Origin of the sequence: Streptomyces sp. NPDC090088 (assembly GCF_044747345.1) — a bacterium.
Classification (GTDB): domain Bacteria; phylum Actinomycetota; class Actinomycetes; order Streptomycetales; family Streptomycetaceae; genus Streptomyces.
On sequence record NZ_JBIVDZ010000001.1, the window covers coordinates 1,451,900 to 1,467,748 of the forward strand.

The following is a 15,849-nucleotide window of genomic DNA, read 5'->3' on the forward strand; positions in this document are numbered from 1 at the left end:
GTGGCTGGTGGCGGACGGGCGTGGCGCTCAGGAGCGGTGGGGCTCTGCCTGCTGCTCCTGCCGCTGACGGGATGCGGCGGCGGACGGACGGCGACCGGCACGGCGAGGGCCGAGGTGCAGCAGGTCCTCGACCGGCGCGCGGCCGCCGTACTGGGCCACGACGAGCAGGCGTACGGCGAGACCGGCACCCGCGCCTCCTACGCCGCTCTGCGGGCCGTACCGCTCGCGGAGTGGGGCTACCGGGTCACCGCCGTGCACCGCGACGGCGCCGAGGCCACCGCCCAGGCGCAACTGCGCTACCGGATCCAGGGCTACGACAAGGCGCCGGTCACGACCGACCGCACCCTCACGCTCGACCGCACCGCCGACGGCCGGTGGTATGTCACATACGACAAGCCCGCCAAGAAGGCCGGCCAGCAACTCTGGGACCAGGGCACGGTGACCGCCGTCAAGGGCGCCCACAGCCTGGTCCTCGGCGTCGGCCAGTCCGAGGACACCTTGCACGGCTACGCGCGCCTCGCGGACACCGCCGTCCCCGAGGTCTCCAAGGTCTGGGGCACGGACTGGACCGAGCGGGTGGTCCTGCTCGTACCCGCGTCGCTGAACGGCATGGCGGGCCTGCTCGGCGCCCCCGCCGCCAACTACCGGGGCATCGCCGCCGTCACCACGGGCGAGGCCGGAGGCTCCGGCAAGACCCCGGCGGACCGGGTCATCCTCAACCCGGAGGCGTACGCCGTCCTCGGCTCGGTCGGCAGACAGGTGGTGCTGACGCACGAGACCACCCACGTCGCCACCCGCGCCCACACCACGGCCGCCACCCCGCTCTGGCTCTCCGAGGGCTACGCCGACTGGATCGGCTATCTCGACACCGGCCGTACCCCCACCGAGGCGGCCCCCGAACTCACCCGCGCCGTCCAGTCCGGCGAGGTCCCCGAGGACCTCCCCGCCGACCAGGATTTCGGCTTCACCGACGACCCCACCAAGCTGGCCGAGGCCTACGAGGGCGGCTGGCTGGCCTGCCGGATGATCGCCGCCCACTGGGGCGAGGAGCGGCTGGGCGCCTTCTACCGGGCCGTGGGCGCGCACCAGGGCCGCGAGGGCGCCGTCGAGGACGCGCTGCGGAAGGAACTCGGCACGACCCTGCCGGCCTTCACCGAGCGGTGGCGGGCGTACCTGGGCGAGCAGCTCGGCGACTGACCCGGCCGCCCGGGGCCGGAGTCAGGAGGAGACCGGGGTCTCCTCGGAGCGGGAGGCCTGGGCGGGCAGCCGGGTCTCCGGGGCCTCGGTCACCGTGGAGCGCCACAGCACCCGGGCCGCCCATACCGTCGCCGCGACGAGGAGGCCGTTGCGCAGCGCCAGCAGGGTGATGCCGTACCAGTCGCTCACCACGACGTGCGAGAAGCCGACCGGGAACTCCAGGACCGTCACGAAGGTCGCCAGCAGGACCAGCACCGCCGGCCAGGTCATCCGGCCGGCCCGGAAGCAGAGGCAGACCGCGGCCAGGCCCACCAGCCACACCAGGTACTGCGGGCTGATCACGCGGCTGGTGACCGTGAACATCAGGACGGCGGTGAAGGCGGCGTCCGCCGGCGTGTGGGACCGGAAACGGACCGCCGACAGCCGCCACAGCAGCAGCCAGCCGAACGCGAGCGCGGTCAGCAGCAGGGCCGCCGTGCTCACCGCCTTCACCTGCGGGCCCAGGAACTCGATCGAGCCGTAGTTGAGCAGCACCTCGCCGTGCCAGCCGTAGTGCCGGGCGACATGGAGGACCAGCGCGCCCAGCGACTCCACCTCTGTGCCCCGGTCCCGCTGGAAGGTCAGGAAGGCGAACGCGCCGGGCATGGCCACCGCGAACAGCGCGCCGACCCCGGCCGCCGTGAGCGCCGCCGCGGCCCAGGCCCGCCGCCGTACGGCTCCCAGCAGCAACAGCGCCGGCCACACCTTCACCATCGCCCCGAAGCCCGCCAGCGCGCCCATGAGCCGGGGGTGCCGGGACCCGGCGAGCAGCGCGGCCACGGCGACGGCGGTGACCAGCAGGTCGTAGCGGGAGTAGACGGTCGGGCCGAGCAGCGGGACGCCGATCACCCAGACCCAGGCACCGCGCAGGGTGCGGCCGGGGCGCAGGCCCGCGTAGAGGAGGAGGGAGAGGACCACCAGGTCGGCCAGGAAGGCCAGCACGAAGAAGGCGGTCGGGTAGTCCAGGAAGGGCAGCAGCGCGGGGGCGAGGATCGCCAGGGCGGCCGCGGGCGGGTACTGCCAGGTGACGTCGTCCAGGGGAAACGTTCCGTGCCGCAGGACCTCGTACCAGCCCTGGTAGATCACCGACACGTCGGTCGTCACGTCCGCGCCCGGGAAGACGAACACCTTCAGCACGAACAGCAGCAGCACCAGACGGCTGGCCCCCCAGGTGAGCAGCAGCAACGCGAGGGCACGCCGTACGCCCGTCCTGTCCACCCGGTCCCCTGTCCGTCGCCTGTCTGCGCGTGCGCCACATGATCCCCCGCCGGCCTGTGCGGGGGCCATGAAGCACGGCCGAACACCCTGTGCGGGTAGGGTCGGCGCCGATGGACAAGACCCTCGTCGTGACCAATGACTTCCCGCCCCGGCCCGGAGGCATCCAGGCCTTCCTGCACAACATGGCGCTGCGCCTGGACCCCGGGCGGCTGGTGGTCTACGCGTCCACGTGGAAGCGGAGCCGGGAGGGCGTCGAGGCCACCCGCGCGTTCGACGCGGAGCAGCCCTTCACCGTCGTACGCGATCGTACGACGATGCTGCTGCCCACGCCCGGGGCCACCCGGACGGCGGCCGGGCTGCTCCGGGAGCACGGGTGCACCTCCGTGTGGTTCGGGGCGGCGGCCCCGCTCGGGCTGATGGCGCCGGCGCTGCGGAAGGCCGGGGCGCGGCGGCTGGTCGCCACCACCCACGGGCACGAGGCGGGGTGGGCGCAGCTGCCCGCCGCGCGGCAGCTGCTCGGGCGGATCGGCGAGGCGACGGACACGATCACCTATCTCGGCGAGTACACGCGGTCCCGGATCGCGGGCGCGCTCAGTCCGGCGGCGGCCGGGCGGATGGTGCAGCTGCCGCCGGGGGTGGACGAGAAGGTCTTCCATCCCGGCTCGGGGGGCGCGGCGGTGCGGGCCCGGCTGGGGCTCACCGACCGGCCGGTGGTGGTCTGCGTGTCACGGCTGGTGCCGCGCAAGGGGCAGGACACGCTGATCCTCGCGATGCCGCTGATCCTGGCCGCCGAGCCGGACGCGGTGCTGCTGATCGTGGGGGGCGGGCCGTACGAGGGTGAGCTGCGGCGCCTCGCGAGGGAGACCGGGGTCGAGGCGTCGGTGCGGTTCACGGGAGCCGTGCCGTGGGCCGAGCTGCCGGCCCACTTCGGTGCGGGGGACGTGTTCGCGATGCCGTGCCGGACGCGGCGGGGCGGGCTGGACGTGGAGGGGCTCGGGATCGTGTATCTGGAGGCCTCGGCGACGGGCCTGCCGGTGGTGGCGGGGGACTCGGGCGGGGCGCCGGACGCGGTGCTCGACGGGGAGACCGGGTGGGTCGTGCGGGGCGGTTCGGTGGAGGAGGCCGCCGAGCGGATCGTCGTGCTCCTGGGGGATGCCGAGCTGCGCCGGCGGATGGGGGAGCGGGGGCGGTCGTGGGTCGAGGAGCGGTGGCGGTGGGATCTCCTCGCGGAGCGGCTGAGGGAGCTTCTGTAAAAGTCTGTTTCAAGGGCTTGCGGCAAACGTCGTCGTACCTCTAGGCGGAACCCGAAAATCCGCACATGCTGCGCGCATGACAGTAAAACTGATGCAGCGTCAGCTGACGAGACGTCACATACTGGGCATGATCGCCCTCCAGACCGCCGCCGCGGCCGGTCTCACCCGTATCGGCCTCCAGTCGGCGCAGGCCGCCGAGGAGGCCGCCGCCGTCGACAGCGCCCCGGCCATCGTGGTCGGCTCCGGGTACGGCGGGGCCGTGGCCGCGCTCCGGCTCGGCCAGGCGGGCGTACGGACCCTCATGATCGAGATGGGCCAGCTGTGGAACACGGCCGGCTCCGACGGCAAGATCTTCTGTTCCACCGCCGCCCCGGACAAGCGATCCATGTGGTTCAAGACCCGCACGGAGGCCCCGCTCGCCACCTTCCTCTGGCTGGACGTCGTCAACAAGGACATCCCCTCCTACGCGGGCGTGCTCGACCGCGTGCACTACGACAACATGTCCGTCTACGTCGGACGGGGTGTCGGGGGCGGGTCCCTGGTCAACGGGGGGATGGCGGTGACCCCGCTCCAGTCGTACTTCACCGAGCAGTTCCCGACCGTGGACGCGAGCGCGATGTACAGCACGTACTTCCCGCGCGCCCGCACCATGCTCGGCGTCAACACCGTGGACGCCACCTGGTTCGAGTCGACCGAGTGGTACCAGTTCACCCGGACGTCCCGGAAGGCCGCCACCAACACCGGGCTCAAGACCACCTTCGTGCCCAACGTCTACGACTTCGGGTACATGCAGCAGGAGGCCGCCGGCACCGCCACCAAGTCCGCGCTCGCCCAGGAGGTCATCTACGGCAACAACTACGGAAAGAAGAGCCTCGACAAGACCTACCTGGCCGCCGCCCTCGGCACCGGCAACGTCACCATCCACACCCTGGAGCGGGTCAAGTCCGTCACGCGGGCGAGCGACGGGTCGTACCTGCTGGGCGTCGACCGGATCGACACCAGTGGGAACGTCGTCGAGAGCAAGCAGTACAGCTGCACCTATCTGTTCCTGGGCGGTGGCAGCCTCGGGACCACCGAGCTGCTCGTCCGGGCCCGGGACACCGGTGCGCTGCCCGCGCTCAACTCCAGCGTGGGGGGCGGCTGGAGCACCAACGGCAACACCATGGTCGGGCGCGCCAACCACATCTGGGACACCACCGGCGCCAACCAGGCCACCATGCCGGTCATGGGCATCGACGACTGGGCCAACACCGACAACCCGGTCTTCGCGGAGATCGCCCCGCTGCCCATCGGCTTCGAGACCTGGGTGAGCCTGTACCTGGCGATCACCAAGAACCCCCAACGGGCCTCCTTCACCTACGACTCGGCGAGCGGCGGGGTGAAGCTCGGCTGGACCGCGGCGCAGAGCGCGGTCTCGGTCGCCATGGCCAAGAAGCTGTTCGACCGGATCAACGCGGCCAACGCGACGATCTACCGGTACGACCTGTTCGGGTCGAGCAGCAAGGTGTTCGCCGACGACTTCTGCTACCACCCGCTGGGCGGCTGCGTACTGGGCCAGGCGACCGACAACTACGGCCGGGTGAAGGGGTATTCGAAGCTGTACGTCACGGACGGCTCGCTGGTGCCCGGGAACATCGGCGTGAACCCGTTCGTCACCATCACCGCGCTCGCCGAGCGGACGATGGAACGGGTCCTCGCCGAGGACTTCTGAGCCGCCAAGTACCTCAAGGGGCCCGCTACTTCTGGTAGATGGCCTCGATCTCGTCCGCGTAGTCCTTCGCCACCACATTGCGCTTGAGCTTCAGGGACGGCGTCAGGTGGCCCGACTCCTCCGAGAACTGGGAGGACAGAATGCGGAACTTCCGCACCGATTCCGCCTTCGACACCGCGGCGTTGCCGTCGTCGACAGCGGCCTGGATCGCAGCGATCAGATCCGGGTCGTCACGCAGCGACGCCGCGGTGGCACCCGCCGGCTTGCCGTGGTCGGCCGCCCAGCGGCCCAGGAACTCCTCGTCGATGGTGACCAGCGCGCCCACGAACGGCCGCCCGTCGCCCACCACCATGCACTCCGCGACCAGCGCGTGCGCGCGGATCCGGTCCTCGATCACGGCCGGGGCGACGTTCTTGCCGCCCGCGGTGACGATGATCTCCTTCTTGCGGCCGGTGATCCTGAGGTAGCCGTCCTCGTCCAGGGTGCCGATGTCCCCGGTGTGGAACCAGCCGTCGGCAAGCGCCTCGGCGGTCGCGGCCTCGTTGTTCCAGTAGCCCTTGAACAGGTGCTCGCCGTGCAGCAGCACCTCGCCGTCGTCCGCGATGCGGATGACCGAGCCGGGCAGCGGCTGGCCGACCGTGCCGATCTTCTGGCGGTCCCAGGGGTTGAACGCGGTCGCCGCGCAGGACTCGGTGAGGCCGTAGCCCTCCAGGACCGTGAAGCCGATACCGCGGAAGAAGTGGCCGAGGCGCTCACCGAGCGGGGCGCCGCCGGAGATCGCGTACTCGCCCTTGCCGCCGAGCACCGCGCGCAGCTTGCTGTAGACGAGCTTGTCGAAGGTCTTGTGTTTGATCTTCAGGCCGAGCGACGGGCCGGACGGGGTGTCCAGCGCCTTGCTGTACACGATCGCGGTGTCCGCGGCCTTGTCGAAGATCTTGCCCTTGCCGTCCGCCTGCGCCTTGGCGCGCGCCGAGTTGTAGACCTTCTCGAAGACGCGCGGGACGCCGAGGACCAGCGTCGGCCGGAAGGCGGCCAGTTCGTCGGTGAGGTTCTTGATGTCCGGGACGCAGCCCAGCTTGATCGGCGCCATCATCGGGGCGATCTGGACCAGCCGGCCGAAGACGTGCGCGAGCGGGAGGAAGAGCAGGACCGAACACTCGCCGGTGCGGAACAGCGGACGCAGCCGCTCCACGATGTTGCCGCACTCGGCGAAGAAGCTGCGGTGGGTGAGCACACAGCCCTTGGGACGCCCGGTGGTGCCGCTGGTGTAGACGATGGTCGCCGGGTCGTCCGCCTTCGCCTGCGAGCTGCGCTCGTCGACGGTGGCGTCGGTGACACCCTGGCCGAGTCTGCCGAGCTCCTCCAGGGCGCCGGCCTCGATCTGCCAGACGTGCTTGAGGGCGGGCAGCGTCTCGCGCACCGACTCGACGGCGGCCGTGTGCCCGTCGAGCTCCACGATGCAGGCGGTGGCGCCGGAGTCGCTGAGGATCCACTGCACCTGCTCCGGCGAGCTGGTCTCGTACACCGGCACGGTGACCGCGCCGGCGCTCCAGATCGCGAAGTCGAGGAGCGTCCACTCGTAGCGGGTGCGGGACATCAGGCCGACCCGGTCGCCCGGCTGGATGCCGGAGGCGATGAGGCCCTTGGCGGCCGCGTGCACCTCGGCCAGGAAGGTGGTGGCGGTCACGTCCGTCCACACACCCCCGACCTTGCGGGCCATGACGGCTACGTCGGGATGCTGCGCGGCGTTTCTGCGGACGATGTCGGTCAGATTGCCGTCCGCGGGGACCTCGTACAAAGCCGGAAGGCTGAACTCGCGCAAGACTGCTGCTCCTCATAGGGCGCCGACGCCACGACGTTGTGCGATGCGACGGTGCGGTCCAAGGCTCGGGCAGGTGCTCAGGGCTCACCCACGGGCCACTTGATCCGTTGGTTGAAATCCTGAGCACGACTGGACTGCCCGGACGTTACCCGCCGGTATGGCTTCTTCGACAGGGGGTCCCGGCGAGATGTTCGGTGCGTCACACAGGTTGGTGTTCCTTCGCGTACGGTAGTCCACCCCTTTAGTGACTGACCAGTAACCGCAGCTCCGCCCACCGCCTGTTCACGTATGCCGCACAGGCCTACCCTTGATCACCATGGCAGCCACACCCACCGGCCCCCGAAGGACCCGCGTCCACGTGGTCAGCGACGTGCACGGCAACGTCCGTGACCTGGCCAGAGCCGGCGACGGCGCCGACGCCCTGATCTGTCTCGGCGACCTCGTCCTCTTCCTCGACTACGCCGACCACTCCCGTGGCATCTTCCCCGACCTGTTCGGCGTCGAGAACGCCGACCGCCTCGTAGAACTCCGCACCGCCCGCCGCTTCGAGGAGGCACGGGAACTGGGCGCCCGGCTCTGGGGCGGCATCGGCACGGACCGCGCGACCGCCATCGAGAAGGCGGTGCGCAAGCAGTACGCCGAGATGTTCGCGGCCTTCCCGGCACCGACGTACGCGACCTACGGCAATGTCGACATGCCGCCGCTGTGGCCGGAGTACGCCGCACCGGGCACCACGGTCCTGGACGGGCAGCGGGTCGAGATCGGCGGGTGGGTGTTCGGCTTCGTCGGCGGGGGACTGCGGACGCCGATGCGCACCCCCTACGAGATCTCCGACGAGGAGTACGCGGCGAAGATCGAGGCGGTCGGCGAGGTCGACGTGCTCTGCACGCACATCCCGCCGGAGGTGCCGGAGTTGGTGTACGACACCGTCGCGCGCCGTTTCGAACGGGGCAGCCGGGCGCTGCTGGACGCCATCCGCCGCACCCGCCCCCGCTATTCGCTCTTCGGACATGTCCACCAGCCGCTGGTGAAGCGGATGCGGATCGGCGTCACCGAGTGCGTGAACGTCGGGCACTTCGCCGGTACGGGACGGCCCTGGGCGCTGGAATGGTGACGACCGCGGACGGCGGTGAAGTCGGCTGGTCGGACGCGCGGTAGCCTTCACGCTGCACACGCGTGCGCACGCGTGCGGCGACCCCTTTCAAATGGTCTCACCGGCCCGCATCTGGAGGAGCCACGGCGATGGCGGAACACACCAGCTCGAGCATCACGATCGAGGCGGCCCCGGCCGACGTCATGGCGGTCATCGCCGACTTCGCCCGCTACCCGGACTGGACCGGTGAGGTGAAGGAGGCGGAGGTCCTGAAGGCCGACGCCCAGGGCCGCGCCGAGCAGGTCCGGCTGGTCATGGACGCCGGTGCGATCAAGGACGACCAGACGCTGGGGTACACCTGGACCGGCGACAACGAGGTCTCCTGGACGCTCGTGAAGTCCCAGATGCTGCGCTCCCTGGACGGCTCGTACCTGCTGAAGCCGGCGGGGGCCGGGGCGACCGAGGTCACCTACTCGCTGACGGTCGACGTCAAGATCCCCATGCTCGGCATGATCAAGCGCAAGGCCGAGAAGGTCATCATCGACCGGGCGCTCGCGGGACTGAAGAAGCGGGTCGAGGCGGGCGCGTAGTTCGGTCGGCCGCGGCTGGGCGAGGGCTCACCTGGACGTCCGTTACGGTTCACCCTCATGCGCACCCTCCTGATCACCGGCCCCGGCGGCAGCGGTCGTACGACCGTCGCCGCGGCGACCGCACTGCGCGCCGCGGGCGAGGGTATTCCGACCCTCGTGCTGAGCGCCGACCGCACGGACACCCTCGGCGCGGCCCTGGGTACGGCGACAGGACCGGTGCCGGCCCGGGTGACCGGCACCCTCACGGCCTGGCGCCCCGACGCGGCCGCCCGCTTCCGCGAGGACCTCACCGCCTTCCAGTCCCGTGCCGCGAACGTCCTCGACCTCCTCGGCGCCTCCCGCCTGGACGCGGAGGAGCTCACCCCCCTCCCCGGCGCCGAGGAACTCTCCCTGCTCCGCGCGCTGCGCGACGCCGCCCTCTCCGAGCGCTACGAGCTGCTCGTCGTGGACCTCCCGCCGGTCTCCCAGGCCCTCGCCCTGCTCGCCCTCCCCGAGGAGCTCCGCCGCTATCTGCGCCGGCTGCTCCCGCCCGAGCGGCAGGCGGCCCGCGCCCTGCGCCCCGTCCTCGGCAGGCTCGCCGGCGTGCCCATGCCCGCCGACTGGCTCTACGAGACGGCCGCCCGCTGGGACGTGGAGCTGGCCGCCGTCGAGGCCGTCCTCGCCGACCGCCGCACCGTCGTACGCCTGGTCGCCGAACCCGGTCCGGCCGGCGCCGACGCCGTGCGCACCGCCCGGCTCGGCCTCGCCCTGCGCGGACTGCGCACCGAGACCGTGGTCGCCAACCGGGTGCTGCCCGAGGCCACCCCCCTGCACGGTCTCGTCGCCCAGCAGCGCAAGACCCTCGCCGAGTGGGGCGAGGAGCAGGACGTCACGGCCGTCGCCCATCTCGGCCACGACCCGCGCGGCACCGACGACCTCGCCGCGCTCGCCGTGCCCGAGGCACCCGGCGTCAACACCGCGCCCGACCCGGTCGAGTGGCCCGTCGCCGACCTGGTCGAGGGGGACGGCGTCCTGGTCTGGCACATCCCGCTGCCCGGCGCGATACGGGACGACCTCGACCTCGTCCGGCGCGGCGACGAGGTGGTGATCACGGTGGGCGGCTTCCGCCGTATCGTCTCGCTGCCCTCGGCCCTGCGCCGCTGCACGGTCGCCGGGGCGGCGCTGCGCGACGGCGAGCTGAGGCTGCGCTTCGCGCCGGACCCGGATCTGTGGCCGCGCTGACGGTGAAACCGGTACGCCCGTTCGGGTAACGTCGTAGAGACGAACCGTAGTCAGGAGTCCGTCATGAGCGAAGAGCGCCCCACAGCTGACGCCTCCGAGGCCGCGGACGAGGTACGGGCGACGGACGACGACGCCTGGGCCACGGCCTGTGCCGAGGACCTCGCCGCGGAGAAGGCCCGCCGCCGCACCCAGTACGGCCCGCCCCCGGGCTCGGCCGCCGAGGAACTGCGCAAGCTCGTCGACACCGTCGCCGACAAGCTCTCCGGCCTGCAGACCCCGCTCCTCGGCGCGGTCGCCGGACCCGCCGCCCAGCAGGTGGTCCGGCAGGTCGTCCAGCAGGCGAAGAACGCCGTCGAGCCCGTCATAGAGCGCAACCCGGACGTCTTCGACCACCTGGCCGCCGCCGGCAGCGAGCTCCTCGCCGCCTACCGCTCCGCGGTCCAGGCCCAGGAGACCCGCTGGACCTCCGGCAACCCCGACAAGGGCGAGGGCACCGGCCCGGGCGAGCGCATCGATCTCGACTGACAGCCCCCTCGGGTACGGTTGGCCGTAGCGGGGCTCGACCGAAACTGAGGGATTCATGGGACTCACCATCGGCGTCGACATCGGCGGCACGAAGATCGCGGCCGGCGTGGTCGATGAGGAAGGCAACATCCTCTCGACCCACAAGGTGCCGACCCCGGGTACGCCCGAGGGCATCGTGGACGCCATTGCTTCCGCCGTAGAGGGCGCCCGTGCCGGGCACGAGATCGTCGGCGTGGGCATCGGGGCGGCCGGTTACGTGAACCGGCAGCGCTCCACGGTCTACTTCGCGCCCAACATCGACTGGCGCCAGGAGCCGCTGAAGGAGAAGGTCGAGGCCCGCGTCGGCCTCCCCGTGGTCGTGGAGAACGACGCCAACGCGGCCGCCTGGGGCGAGTACAAGTTCGGCGCCGGCAAGGGCCACCGCAACGTCATCTGCATCACCCTCGGCACCGGCCTCGGTGGCGGCATCATCATCGGCAACAAGCTGCGCCGCGGCCACTTCGGGGTCGCCGCCGAATTCGGTCACATCCGCATGGTCCCGGACGGCCTGCTCTGCGGCTGCGGCTCGCAGGGCTGCTGGGAGCAGTACGCCTCCGGCCGCGCCCTCGTCCGCTACGCCAAGCAGCGCGCCAACGCCACCCCGGAAGCCGCCGAGATCCTGCTCGGCCTCGGTGACGGCACCCCCGAGGGCATCGAGGGCAAGCACATCTCCATGGCCGCCCGCCAGGGCGACCTGGTCGCCGTCGACTCCTACCGCGAGCTCGCCCGCTGGGCCGGCGCCGGCCTCGCCGACCTCGCCTCCCTCTTCGACCCCTCCGCCTTCATCGTCGGCGGCGGCCTCTCGGACGAGGGCGAACTGGTCCTCGACCCGATCCGCAAGTCCTACAAGCGCTGGCTGGTAGGCGGCAACTGGCGCCCGGTCGCCGAGGTCATCGCCGCCCAACTGGGCAACGAGGCAGGCCTGGTCGGCGCCGCCGACCTGGCGAGAGAGCCGGACCCGATCATGTGATGCCCCGGACCCTTTGAGGTGCGGCAACTGCACTTCCCCAAGGGGCGCGGGGCTGTGTTTGATGTGCGGCTGCCGCCGCGTGGGCGCGACAAGCCACGACGCACCGGCAGTCGCGCACACACCTCGCGCCCCACCCCATTGGGGGCACAGCTCCCGCACCCGGCGTAGATTGATCACATGGCGCCGCTCCCCAACTCCCACACAGAGCCCGACGGTTCCGCCGTCATCCGCGTCCTCAGCTACAACATCCGCTCCATGCGGGACGACGCCGACGCCCTCGCCCGCGTCATCAAGGCCTGCGCCCCCGACCTGGTCCTCGTCCAGGAAGCGCCCCGCTTCTTCCGCTGGCGCAAGAAGCTCGCCCGGCTGGCCTCCGCCGCCGACCTGGTGATCCTCACCGGCGGGGCGACCGCGGCGGGCCCGGCGATCCTCTGCGACCTGCGCGCCACCGTCGAGCGGACCGAGGACGTCCTGCTCCCGCTCACCCCCGGCCTGCACCGCCGCGGCCTGGCGACCGCGGTCGTCCGCTTCGGTGCCGTCCGTCTGGGCGTCGCCAGCTTCCACCTCGGCCTCCAGCAGGACGAGCGCCACGAGCAGGGCGGCATGCTCCTCGACCGCCTCGCCGGCCTGGGCGTGGAGCACGCCATCGCGGGCGGCGACCTCAACGACCGCCCCGACGGCCGCACCTTCCGCCGCCTGGCCGACACCCTCCAGGACTGCCGCACCACCGCCCCCTGGGGCGGCGAGTTCACCTCCGACTCCACCGACCCGCACCAGCGCATCGACGCCATCTTCGCGACGAAGGGCATCGAGGTACTCGGCTGCGGTGTACCGACGGGCCTCCCCGGTATCACCGACGCAGACCTGAGGGCGGCCACCGACCATCTCCCGGTCCTGGCCGCCCTCAGGGTCCCCGCCGCCTCCTAGCGCTCTACGGCCGCTCCTTCACCCTGTCCACGATGGCCCAGCTGTCGAGATACGAGAGCTGGGTGTACGTCTTCATGGCCGCGCCGTCGCCCGAGGTGCGTACGTCGCGGAAGCCGAGGAACTCGTATGTCACGGGGTCGAAGATGAAGTAGCCGCCGAAGCCCACCGAGCCCTTCGGGAGCGTCGGGTCGTCGTACGTGATGGCCACGCCGGTACGCCCCTTCGCGTCCTTCTGGTTCGGCACGAGCTTCACACCCGGCACCATGCCGAGCGCCTCGTAGGCCGCCGGTCGCAACCCCTCCGGCATCACCGGGACCAGCTTGAGCAACCCGGCGAGGCTGAAGTGGATCGACCACCAGTCCTCGTCGGTCAGGTCGTCCAGGGACTTGGTCCTGCTGCTGTGCTCGTCGGCGAGCACGAGGATCAGCTTTTCCGGGTCGGTCGGCAGCTTCCGCAACGTGCTCCAGTCCTGCGGCGGCCACACGGTCTCGTTCGCCTTCAGCGGCGGCGACCACCAGCCGTGGCCGATCTCCATGGTCCAGGACCGCTTGGAGCCGTCCACCGAGCGCCAGTTCTCGTCGACATGGCTCTTCGTGACACCCGTCTTCTGGTCGGTCTCCTTGATGATCTCCTTGGTGTAGATGAACTGGTCGTCCCGCGGACTGACCGTCCGCTCGTGCTCGCGCGCGTACGCGGCAGCCCCCTTGAGCACCATCTGCGCGCTCATGTTCCGCATGGCGGGAGCACTGGTGGCCGGCGGATTCGCCGTGCGGTGCGTGCGGGTGCCGTCGTCCTGTACGGCGACCAGTACGCCGACGGCGACCGCGGCGGCGAGCGCGCCGGACAGGGCGATGCGCAGGACGGGGCGCTGGGCCCGTACGCGCACGGCAGGGCCGTTGATCGCCGTGAGCAGGCGGGCCCGCGCCCGGCGCCTGGTCCCGTCGTCGAGCGGGGGAGCCCCCGTGTCGAAGTCTCTCAGCTCGCGCAGTTCATCGATGTCACGCATGGGCGTCTGCCTCCCGGAAAGCCGTCGGATCGGTGCCGCCCAGTGCTTCGCGCAATCTGCTGCGGGCCCGGTGCAGCCGCGATCTGACCGTGCCGACCGGCACTCCCAGCGCCAGGGCCACCTCCTCGTAGTCGAGGTCACCCCAGGCCACCAGGAGCACCACATCGCGATGCCGGGCGGACAGCCCGGCCAGCGCGGCCGCCAGGTCCCGGCGCACCCCCGTGGCACCGGCCCTGGCGACCGCGCGGTCCGCGACCGGTTCCTCGTGCTCGACCGGCGTCGGGACCTTGGCGAGCGCCTTGAAGCGGCGTGCCTCGGCCCGGCGGTGCCGGCCCACGAGGTTGGTCGCGATGCCGAACAGCCACGGACGGGCATCGGCACGCGTGAGGTCGTAGGTCTTGCGTCTCTGGAAAGCGGTGACGAAGGTCTCCGCCATCAGATCCTCCGCGGCCTCCGGACCGAGCCGTCTCGCCGCGTAACGGTGCACGGCGTCGGCATGGCGGTCGTAGAGCGCGGCGAATGCTTCGGGCTCATCCCGGGACCGCTCGATCACGCAGGCGTCACTCCCCCCGCGATCCTCCGCGCGGGTACCGACGCCCGGTTCGACGGTCATCGGGGCTCCTCTCGTTCGTCCGAACGCCTCGAAGGCTTGGGCTTGTTGGTTCACCTCTCCTTCGCCGCTCGGCGGAATCGAGTTCCCTTTCGGGACGGGGCCGCGCCCGGAAACGCGAGGGCCCGTCCGGAGCGACTCCGGACGGGCCCTCGGGCGGGAGCTGATCGGTCAGACGACGGCACCCCGCCCGGGGTCGCCGTCCTCGTCGTCGTCCGTCTTCATGCGGGTCACCAGGGTGACGAAGCCGCCGAGGAAGCCGCCGATGCCCAGGGTCGCCAGCCACCAGGTCATGTCCCAGCCGAGCAGCACCGCGAGCAGCAGCAGGATCGGCCCGCCGACCACGCCCAGCCAGGCGAACCTGGCCGTCGTGTCGGCGGACGGCAGCGGCGGCGGCTCGGGCGGCACGAAGTGGCCCTCGTCGTCCTCGTCGAAATCGTCCTCGGACGCCTCCGGCGCCGTGTAGTCACGCGGGCCCACCCCGGGCGCGAAGGAGACGGAACTGCCCAGCGGCTTCGCGGGCACCTGCTCCTCGGCCGCCCCGGAGTCCGGCTCTGTCTCGTCCCCCTCCATCGCCGGCAGCGCGAGATCCTCCACCGGCTTGAAGGGCTTCGAGCCCGGCGGGTCCGGTGGTTCGTCGCCGTACCCCGCGACGATCGCCGCCCAGGCGGCCGCCTCGTCGAAGGGCACCCCTTTCTCGTCCGGCTCGCGGTCCTCGCGGTCGGAGTCGTGCTCAGCCAACTGCGGCCGTCCCTTCCTTGCCGACACTGGGTGCGAGCCGGCCGATGAAGGCGAGGCTCTCCTCGAAGATCCGGTCCGCATCGTGGTCCAACGTCGCCACGTGGTAACTCTGTTCCAGCACGACCTCGGTTACGTCCGTGGAGGACACCCGGCTCAGGATCCGGGCGGAATCGGCCGGCGGCACCACATGGTCCTGGGTGCTGTGCAGAAGCAGCAGCGGCTGGGTCACCTGCGGAAGCTCACCGTCCACCCGGCGGAAGAAGTTCCGCAGCGAGTGCGCGCTGTGCAGCGGCACCCGGTCGTACCCCACCTCCGCCGCGCCCGGCTTGGCGATGTCGCTGGCGATGCCCGGGGTCGTCCGCACGAGATGCCGGGCCACCGGAAGGGCGTACGCCGACAGGCCGTGCACCTTGTTCGCCGGGTTGACGATCACCACGCCGTCCACACCCGTCCCGTTCTTGGCGGCCAGCCGCAGCGCCAGCGTGCCGCCCATCGACAGGCCCGCCACGAACACCTGGGAGCAGCGCTCGCGCAGCAGCCGCAGCTCGCGGTCCACCTCCGCGTACCAGTCCTGCCAGCCGGTGACCTGCATGTCCTCCCAGCGGGTGCCGTGCCCGGGCAGCAGGGGCAGGGACACGGTCAGGCCGTGTGCCGCGTGGTGCTCCGCCCAGGGGCGCAGCGACTGGGGCGAGCCGGTGAAACCATGACACAGGAGGACACCGACCTCCCCGCCGTCATGGCGGTACGGCTCGGCTCCGGGGAGAACCGGCACCTTCGGTCTCCAATTCATGAGTGGGGGCGGGAACTGCGCGGGGCCCGAACGACGACTTCGGATGTGCTTCACCGTACGCGACGGCACTGACACCGACCAGGGTCGTCGGGCCCAT

Annotated in this window: 15 protein-coding genes; 9 read left to right on the forward strand and 6 right to left on the reverse strand. The window is 71.5% G+C overall.

Annotated features, from left to right (window positions below; translation table 11 throughout):
• Complete coding sequence (locus ACIPSJ_RS06390; protein WP_359209501.1) at window positions 1–1,197, forward strand: hypothetical protein; 1,197 nt, start codon at window positions 1–3, stop codon at window positions 1,195–1,197.
• Between the two features lie 21 nt (window positions 1,198–1,218).
• On the opposite strand, the gene ACIPSJ_RS06395 is transcribed toward ACIPSJ_RS06390, so the two are convergent.
• On the reverse strand, window positions 1,219–2,454 hold the full coding sequence (locus ACIPSJ_RS06395; protein WP_401343998.1) for a glycosyltransferase 87 family protein: 1,236 nt from the start codon (window positions 2,452–2,454) through the stop codon (window positions 1,219–1,221).
• Window positions 2,455–2,564: 110 nt separating this feature from the next.
• Here ACIPSJ_RS06395 and ACIPSJ_RS06400 point away from each other — a divergent pair, with 110 nt between their 5' ends.
• Complete coding sequence (locus tag ACIPSJ_RS06400; protein ID WP_401344001.1) at window positions 2,565–3,707, forward strand: glycosyltransferase family 4 protein; 1,143 nt, start codon at window positions 2,565–2,567, stop codon at window positions 3,705–3,707.
• 127 nt (window positions 3,708–3,834) lie between these two features.
• Entirely contained in the window at window positions 3,835–5,418 is a 1,584-nt protein-coding gene (locus tag ACIPSJ_RS06405; RefSeq protein ID WP_365681021.1) for a GMC oxidoreductase, read from the forward strand.
• Between the two features lie 25 nt (window positions 5,419–5,443).
• Here ACIPSJ_RS06405 and ACIPSJ_RS06410 read toward each other — a convergent pair whose 3' ends face one another.
• Window positions 5,444–7,240, reverse strand: coding sequence for an AMP-dependent synthetase/ligase (locus ACIPSJ_RS06410; RefSeq protein WP_365680280.1), 1,797 nt, complete (start codon window positions 7,238–7,240; stop codon window positions 5,444–5,446).
• 316 nt (window positions 7,241–7,556) lie between these two features.
• On the opposite strand from ACIPSJ_RS06410, the gene ACIPSJ_RS06415 reads away from it, so the two are divergent.
• From ACIPSJ_RS06415 to ACIPSJ_RS06440, 6 genes are all read left to right on the forward strand, one after another.
• A complete protein-coding gene (locus tag ACIPSJ_RS06415) occupies window positions 7,557–8,354 on the forward strand; it encodes a metallophosphoesterase (protein WP_359209510.1) in 798 nt (265 codons plus the stop codon).
• A gap of 128 nt (window positions 8,355–8,482) precedes the next feature.
• Window positions 8,483–8,923, forward strand: coding sequence for an SRPBCC family protein (locus ACIPSJ_RS06420; protein ID WP_355723336.1), 441 nt, complete (start codon window positions 8,483–8,485; stop codon window positions 8,921–8,923).
• Window positions 8,924–8,980: 57 nt separating this feature from the next.
• Complete coding sequence (locus tag ACIPSJ_RS06425; RefSeq protein ID WP_355723334.1) at window positions 8,981–10,144, forward strand: ArsA-related P-loop ATPase; 1,164 nt, start codon at window positions 8,981–8,983, stop codon at window positions 10,142–10,144.
• A gap of 63 nt (window positions 10,145–10,207) precedes the next feature.
• Window positions 10,208–10,669 carry a DUF5304 domain-containing protein gene (locus ACIPSJ_RS06430; RefSeq protein WP_359209517.1) on the forward strand — a complete coding sequence of 154 codons (462 nt, stop codon included), beginning with the start codon at window positions 10,208–10,210 and terminating at the stop codon, window positions 10,667–10,669.
• Between the two features lie 55 nt (window positions 10,670–10,724).
• Window positions 10,725–11,678 (forward strand): ROK family glucokinase, encoded by a 954-nt coding sequence (locus ACIPSJ_RS06435; RefSeq protein ID WP_355723329.1) that lies wholly within the window; start codon window positions 10,725–10,727, stop codon window positions 11,676–11,678.
• 177 nt (window positions 11,679–11,855) lie between these two features.
• Entirely contained in the window at window positions 11,856–12,605 is a 750-nt protein-coding gene (locus ACIPSJ_RS06440; protein ID WP_401344007.1) for an endonuclease/exonuclease/phosphatase family protein, read from the forward strand.
• A gap of 4 nt (window positions 12,606–12,609) precedes the next feature.
• On the opposite strand, the gene ACIPSJ_RS06445 is transcribed toward ACIPSJ_RS06440, so the two are convergent.
• The 4 genes from ACIPSJ_RS06445 to ACIPSJ_RS06460 form a co-directional block, all read right to left on the reverse strand.
• On the reverse strand, window positions 12,610–13,611 hold the full coding sequence (locus ACIPSJ_RS06445) for a CU044_5270 family protein (RefSeq protein ID WP_401344010.1): 1,002 nt from the start codon (window positions 13,609–13,611) through the stop codon (window positions 12,610–12,612).
• Window positions 13,604–14,224 (reverse strand): RNA polymerase sigma factor, encoded by a 621-nt coding sequence (locus tag ACIPSJ_RS06450; RefSeq protein WP_359209525.1) that lies wholly within the window; start codon window positions 14,222–14,224, stop codon window positions 13,604–13,606. The genes ACIPSJ_RS06445 and ACIPSJ_RS06450 overlap by 8 nt, the downstream gene beginning before the upstream one ends.
• A 168-nt stretch (window positions 14,225–14,392) precedes the next feature.
• Window positions 14,393–14,962 carry a hypothetical protein gene (locus ACIPSJ_RS06455; RefSeq protein WP_359209528.1) on the reverse strand — a complete coding sequence of 190 codons (570 nt, stop codon included), beginning with the start codon at window positions 14,960–14,962 and terminating at the stop codon, window positions 14,393–14,395.
• Window positions 14,955–15,734: an alpha/beta fold hydrolase gene (locus ACIPSJ_RS06460; RefSeq protein ID WP_359209530.1), complete on the reverse strand. Its 780-nt coding sequence runs from the start codon at window positions 15,732–15,734 to the stop codon at window positions 14,955–14,957. The genes ACIPSJ_RS06455 and ACIPSJ_RS06460 overlap by 8 nt, the downstream gene beginning before the upstream one ends.
• Between the last annotated feature and the right edge of the window lie 115 nt (window positions 15,735–15,849).

What these genes read in the sequence shown, in the direction of transcription:
- ACIPSJ_RS06435 (WP_355723329.1), top strand. Translation starts at nt 10,725, where the DNA reads ATGGGACTCACCATCGGCGTCGACATCGGCGGCACGAAGATCGCGGCC.
- ACIPSJ_RS06415 (WP_359209510.1), top strand. Translation starts at nt 7,557, where the DNA reads ATGGCAGCCACACCCACCGGCCCCCGAAGGACCCGCGTCCACGTGGTC.
- ACIPSJ_RS06400 (WP_401344001.1), top strand. Translation starts at nt 2,565, where the DNA reads ATGGACAAGACCCTCGTCGTGACCAATGACTTCCCGCCCCGGCCCGGA.
- ACIPSJ_RS06430 (WP_359209517.1), top strand. Translation starts at nt 10,208, where the DNA reads ATGAGCGAAGAGCGCCCCACAGCTGACGCCTCCGAGGCCGCGGACGAG.
- ACIPSJ_RS06440 (WP_401344007.1), top strand. Translation starts at nt 11,856, where the DNA reads ATGGCGCCGCTCCCCAACTCCCACACAGAGCCCGACGGTTCCGCCGTC.
- ACIPSJ_RS06405 (WP_365681021.1), top strand. Translation starts at nt 3,835, where the DNA reads ATGATCGCCCTCCAGACCGCCGCCGCGGCCGGTCTCACCCGTATCGGC.
- ACIPSJ_RS06420 (WP_355723336.1), top strand. Translation starts at nt 8,483, where the DNA reads ATGGCGGAACACACCAGCTCGAGCATCACGATCGAGGCGGCCCCGGCC.
- ACIPSJ_RS06425 (WP_355723334.1), top strand. Translation starts at nt 8,981, where the DNA reads ATGCGCACCCTCCTGATCACCGGCCCCGGCGGCAGCGGTCGTACGACC.
- ACIPSJ_RS06450 (WP_359209525.1), bottom strand. Translation starts at nt 14,224, where the DNA reads ATGACCGTCGAACCGGGCGTCGGTACCCGCGCGGAGGATCGCGGGGGG.
- ACIPSJ_RS06445 (WP_401344010.1), bottom strand. Translation starts at nt 13,611, where the DNA reads ATGCGTGACATCGATGAACTGCGCGAGCTGAGAGACTTCGACACGGGG.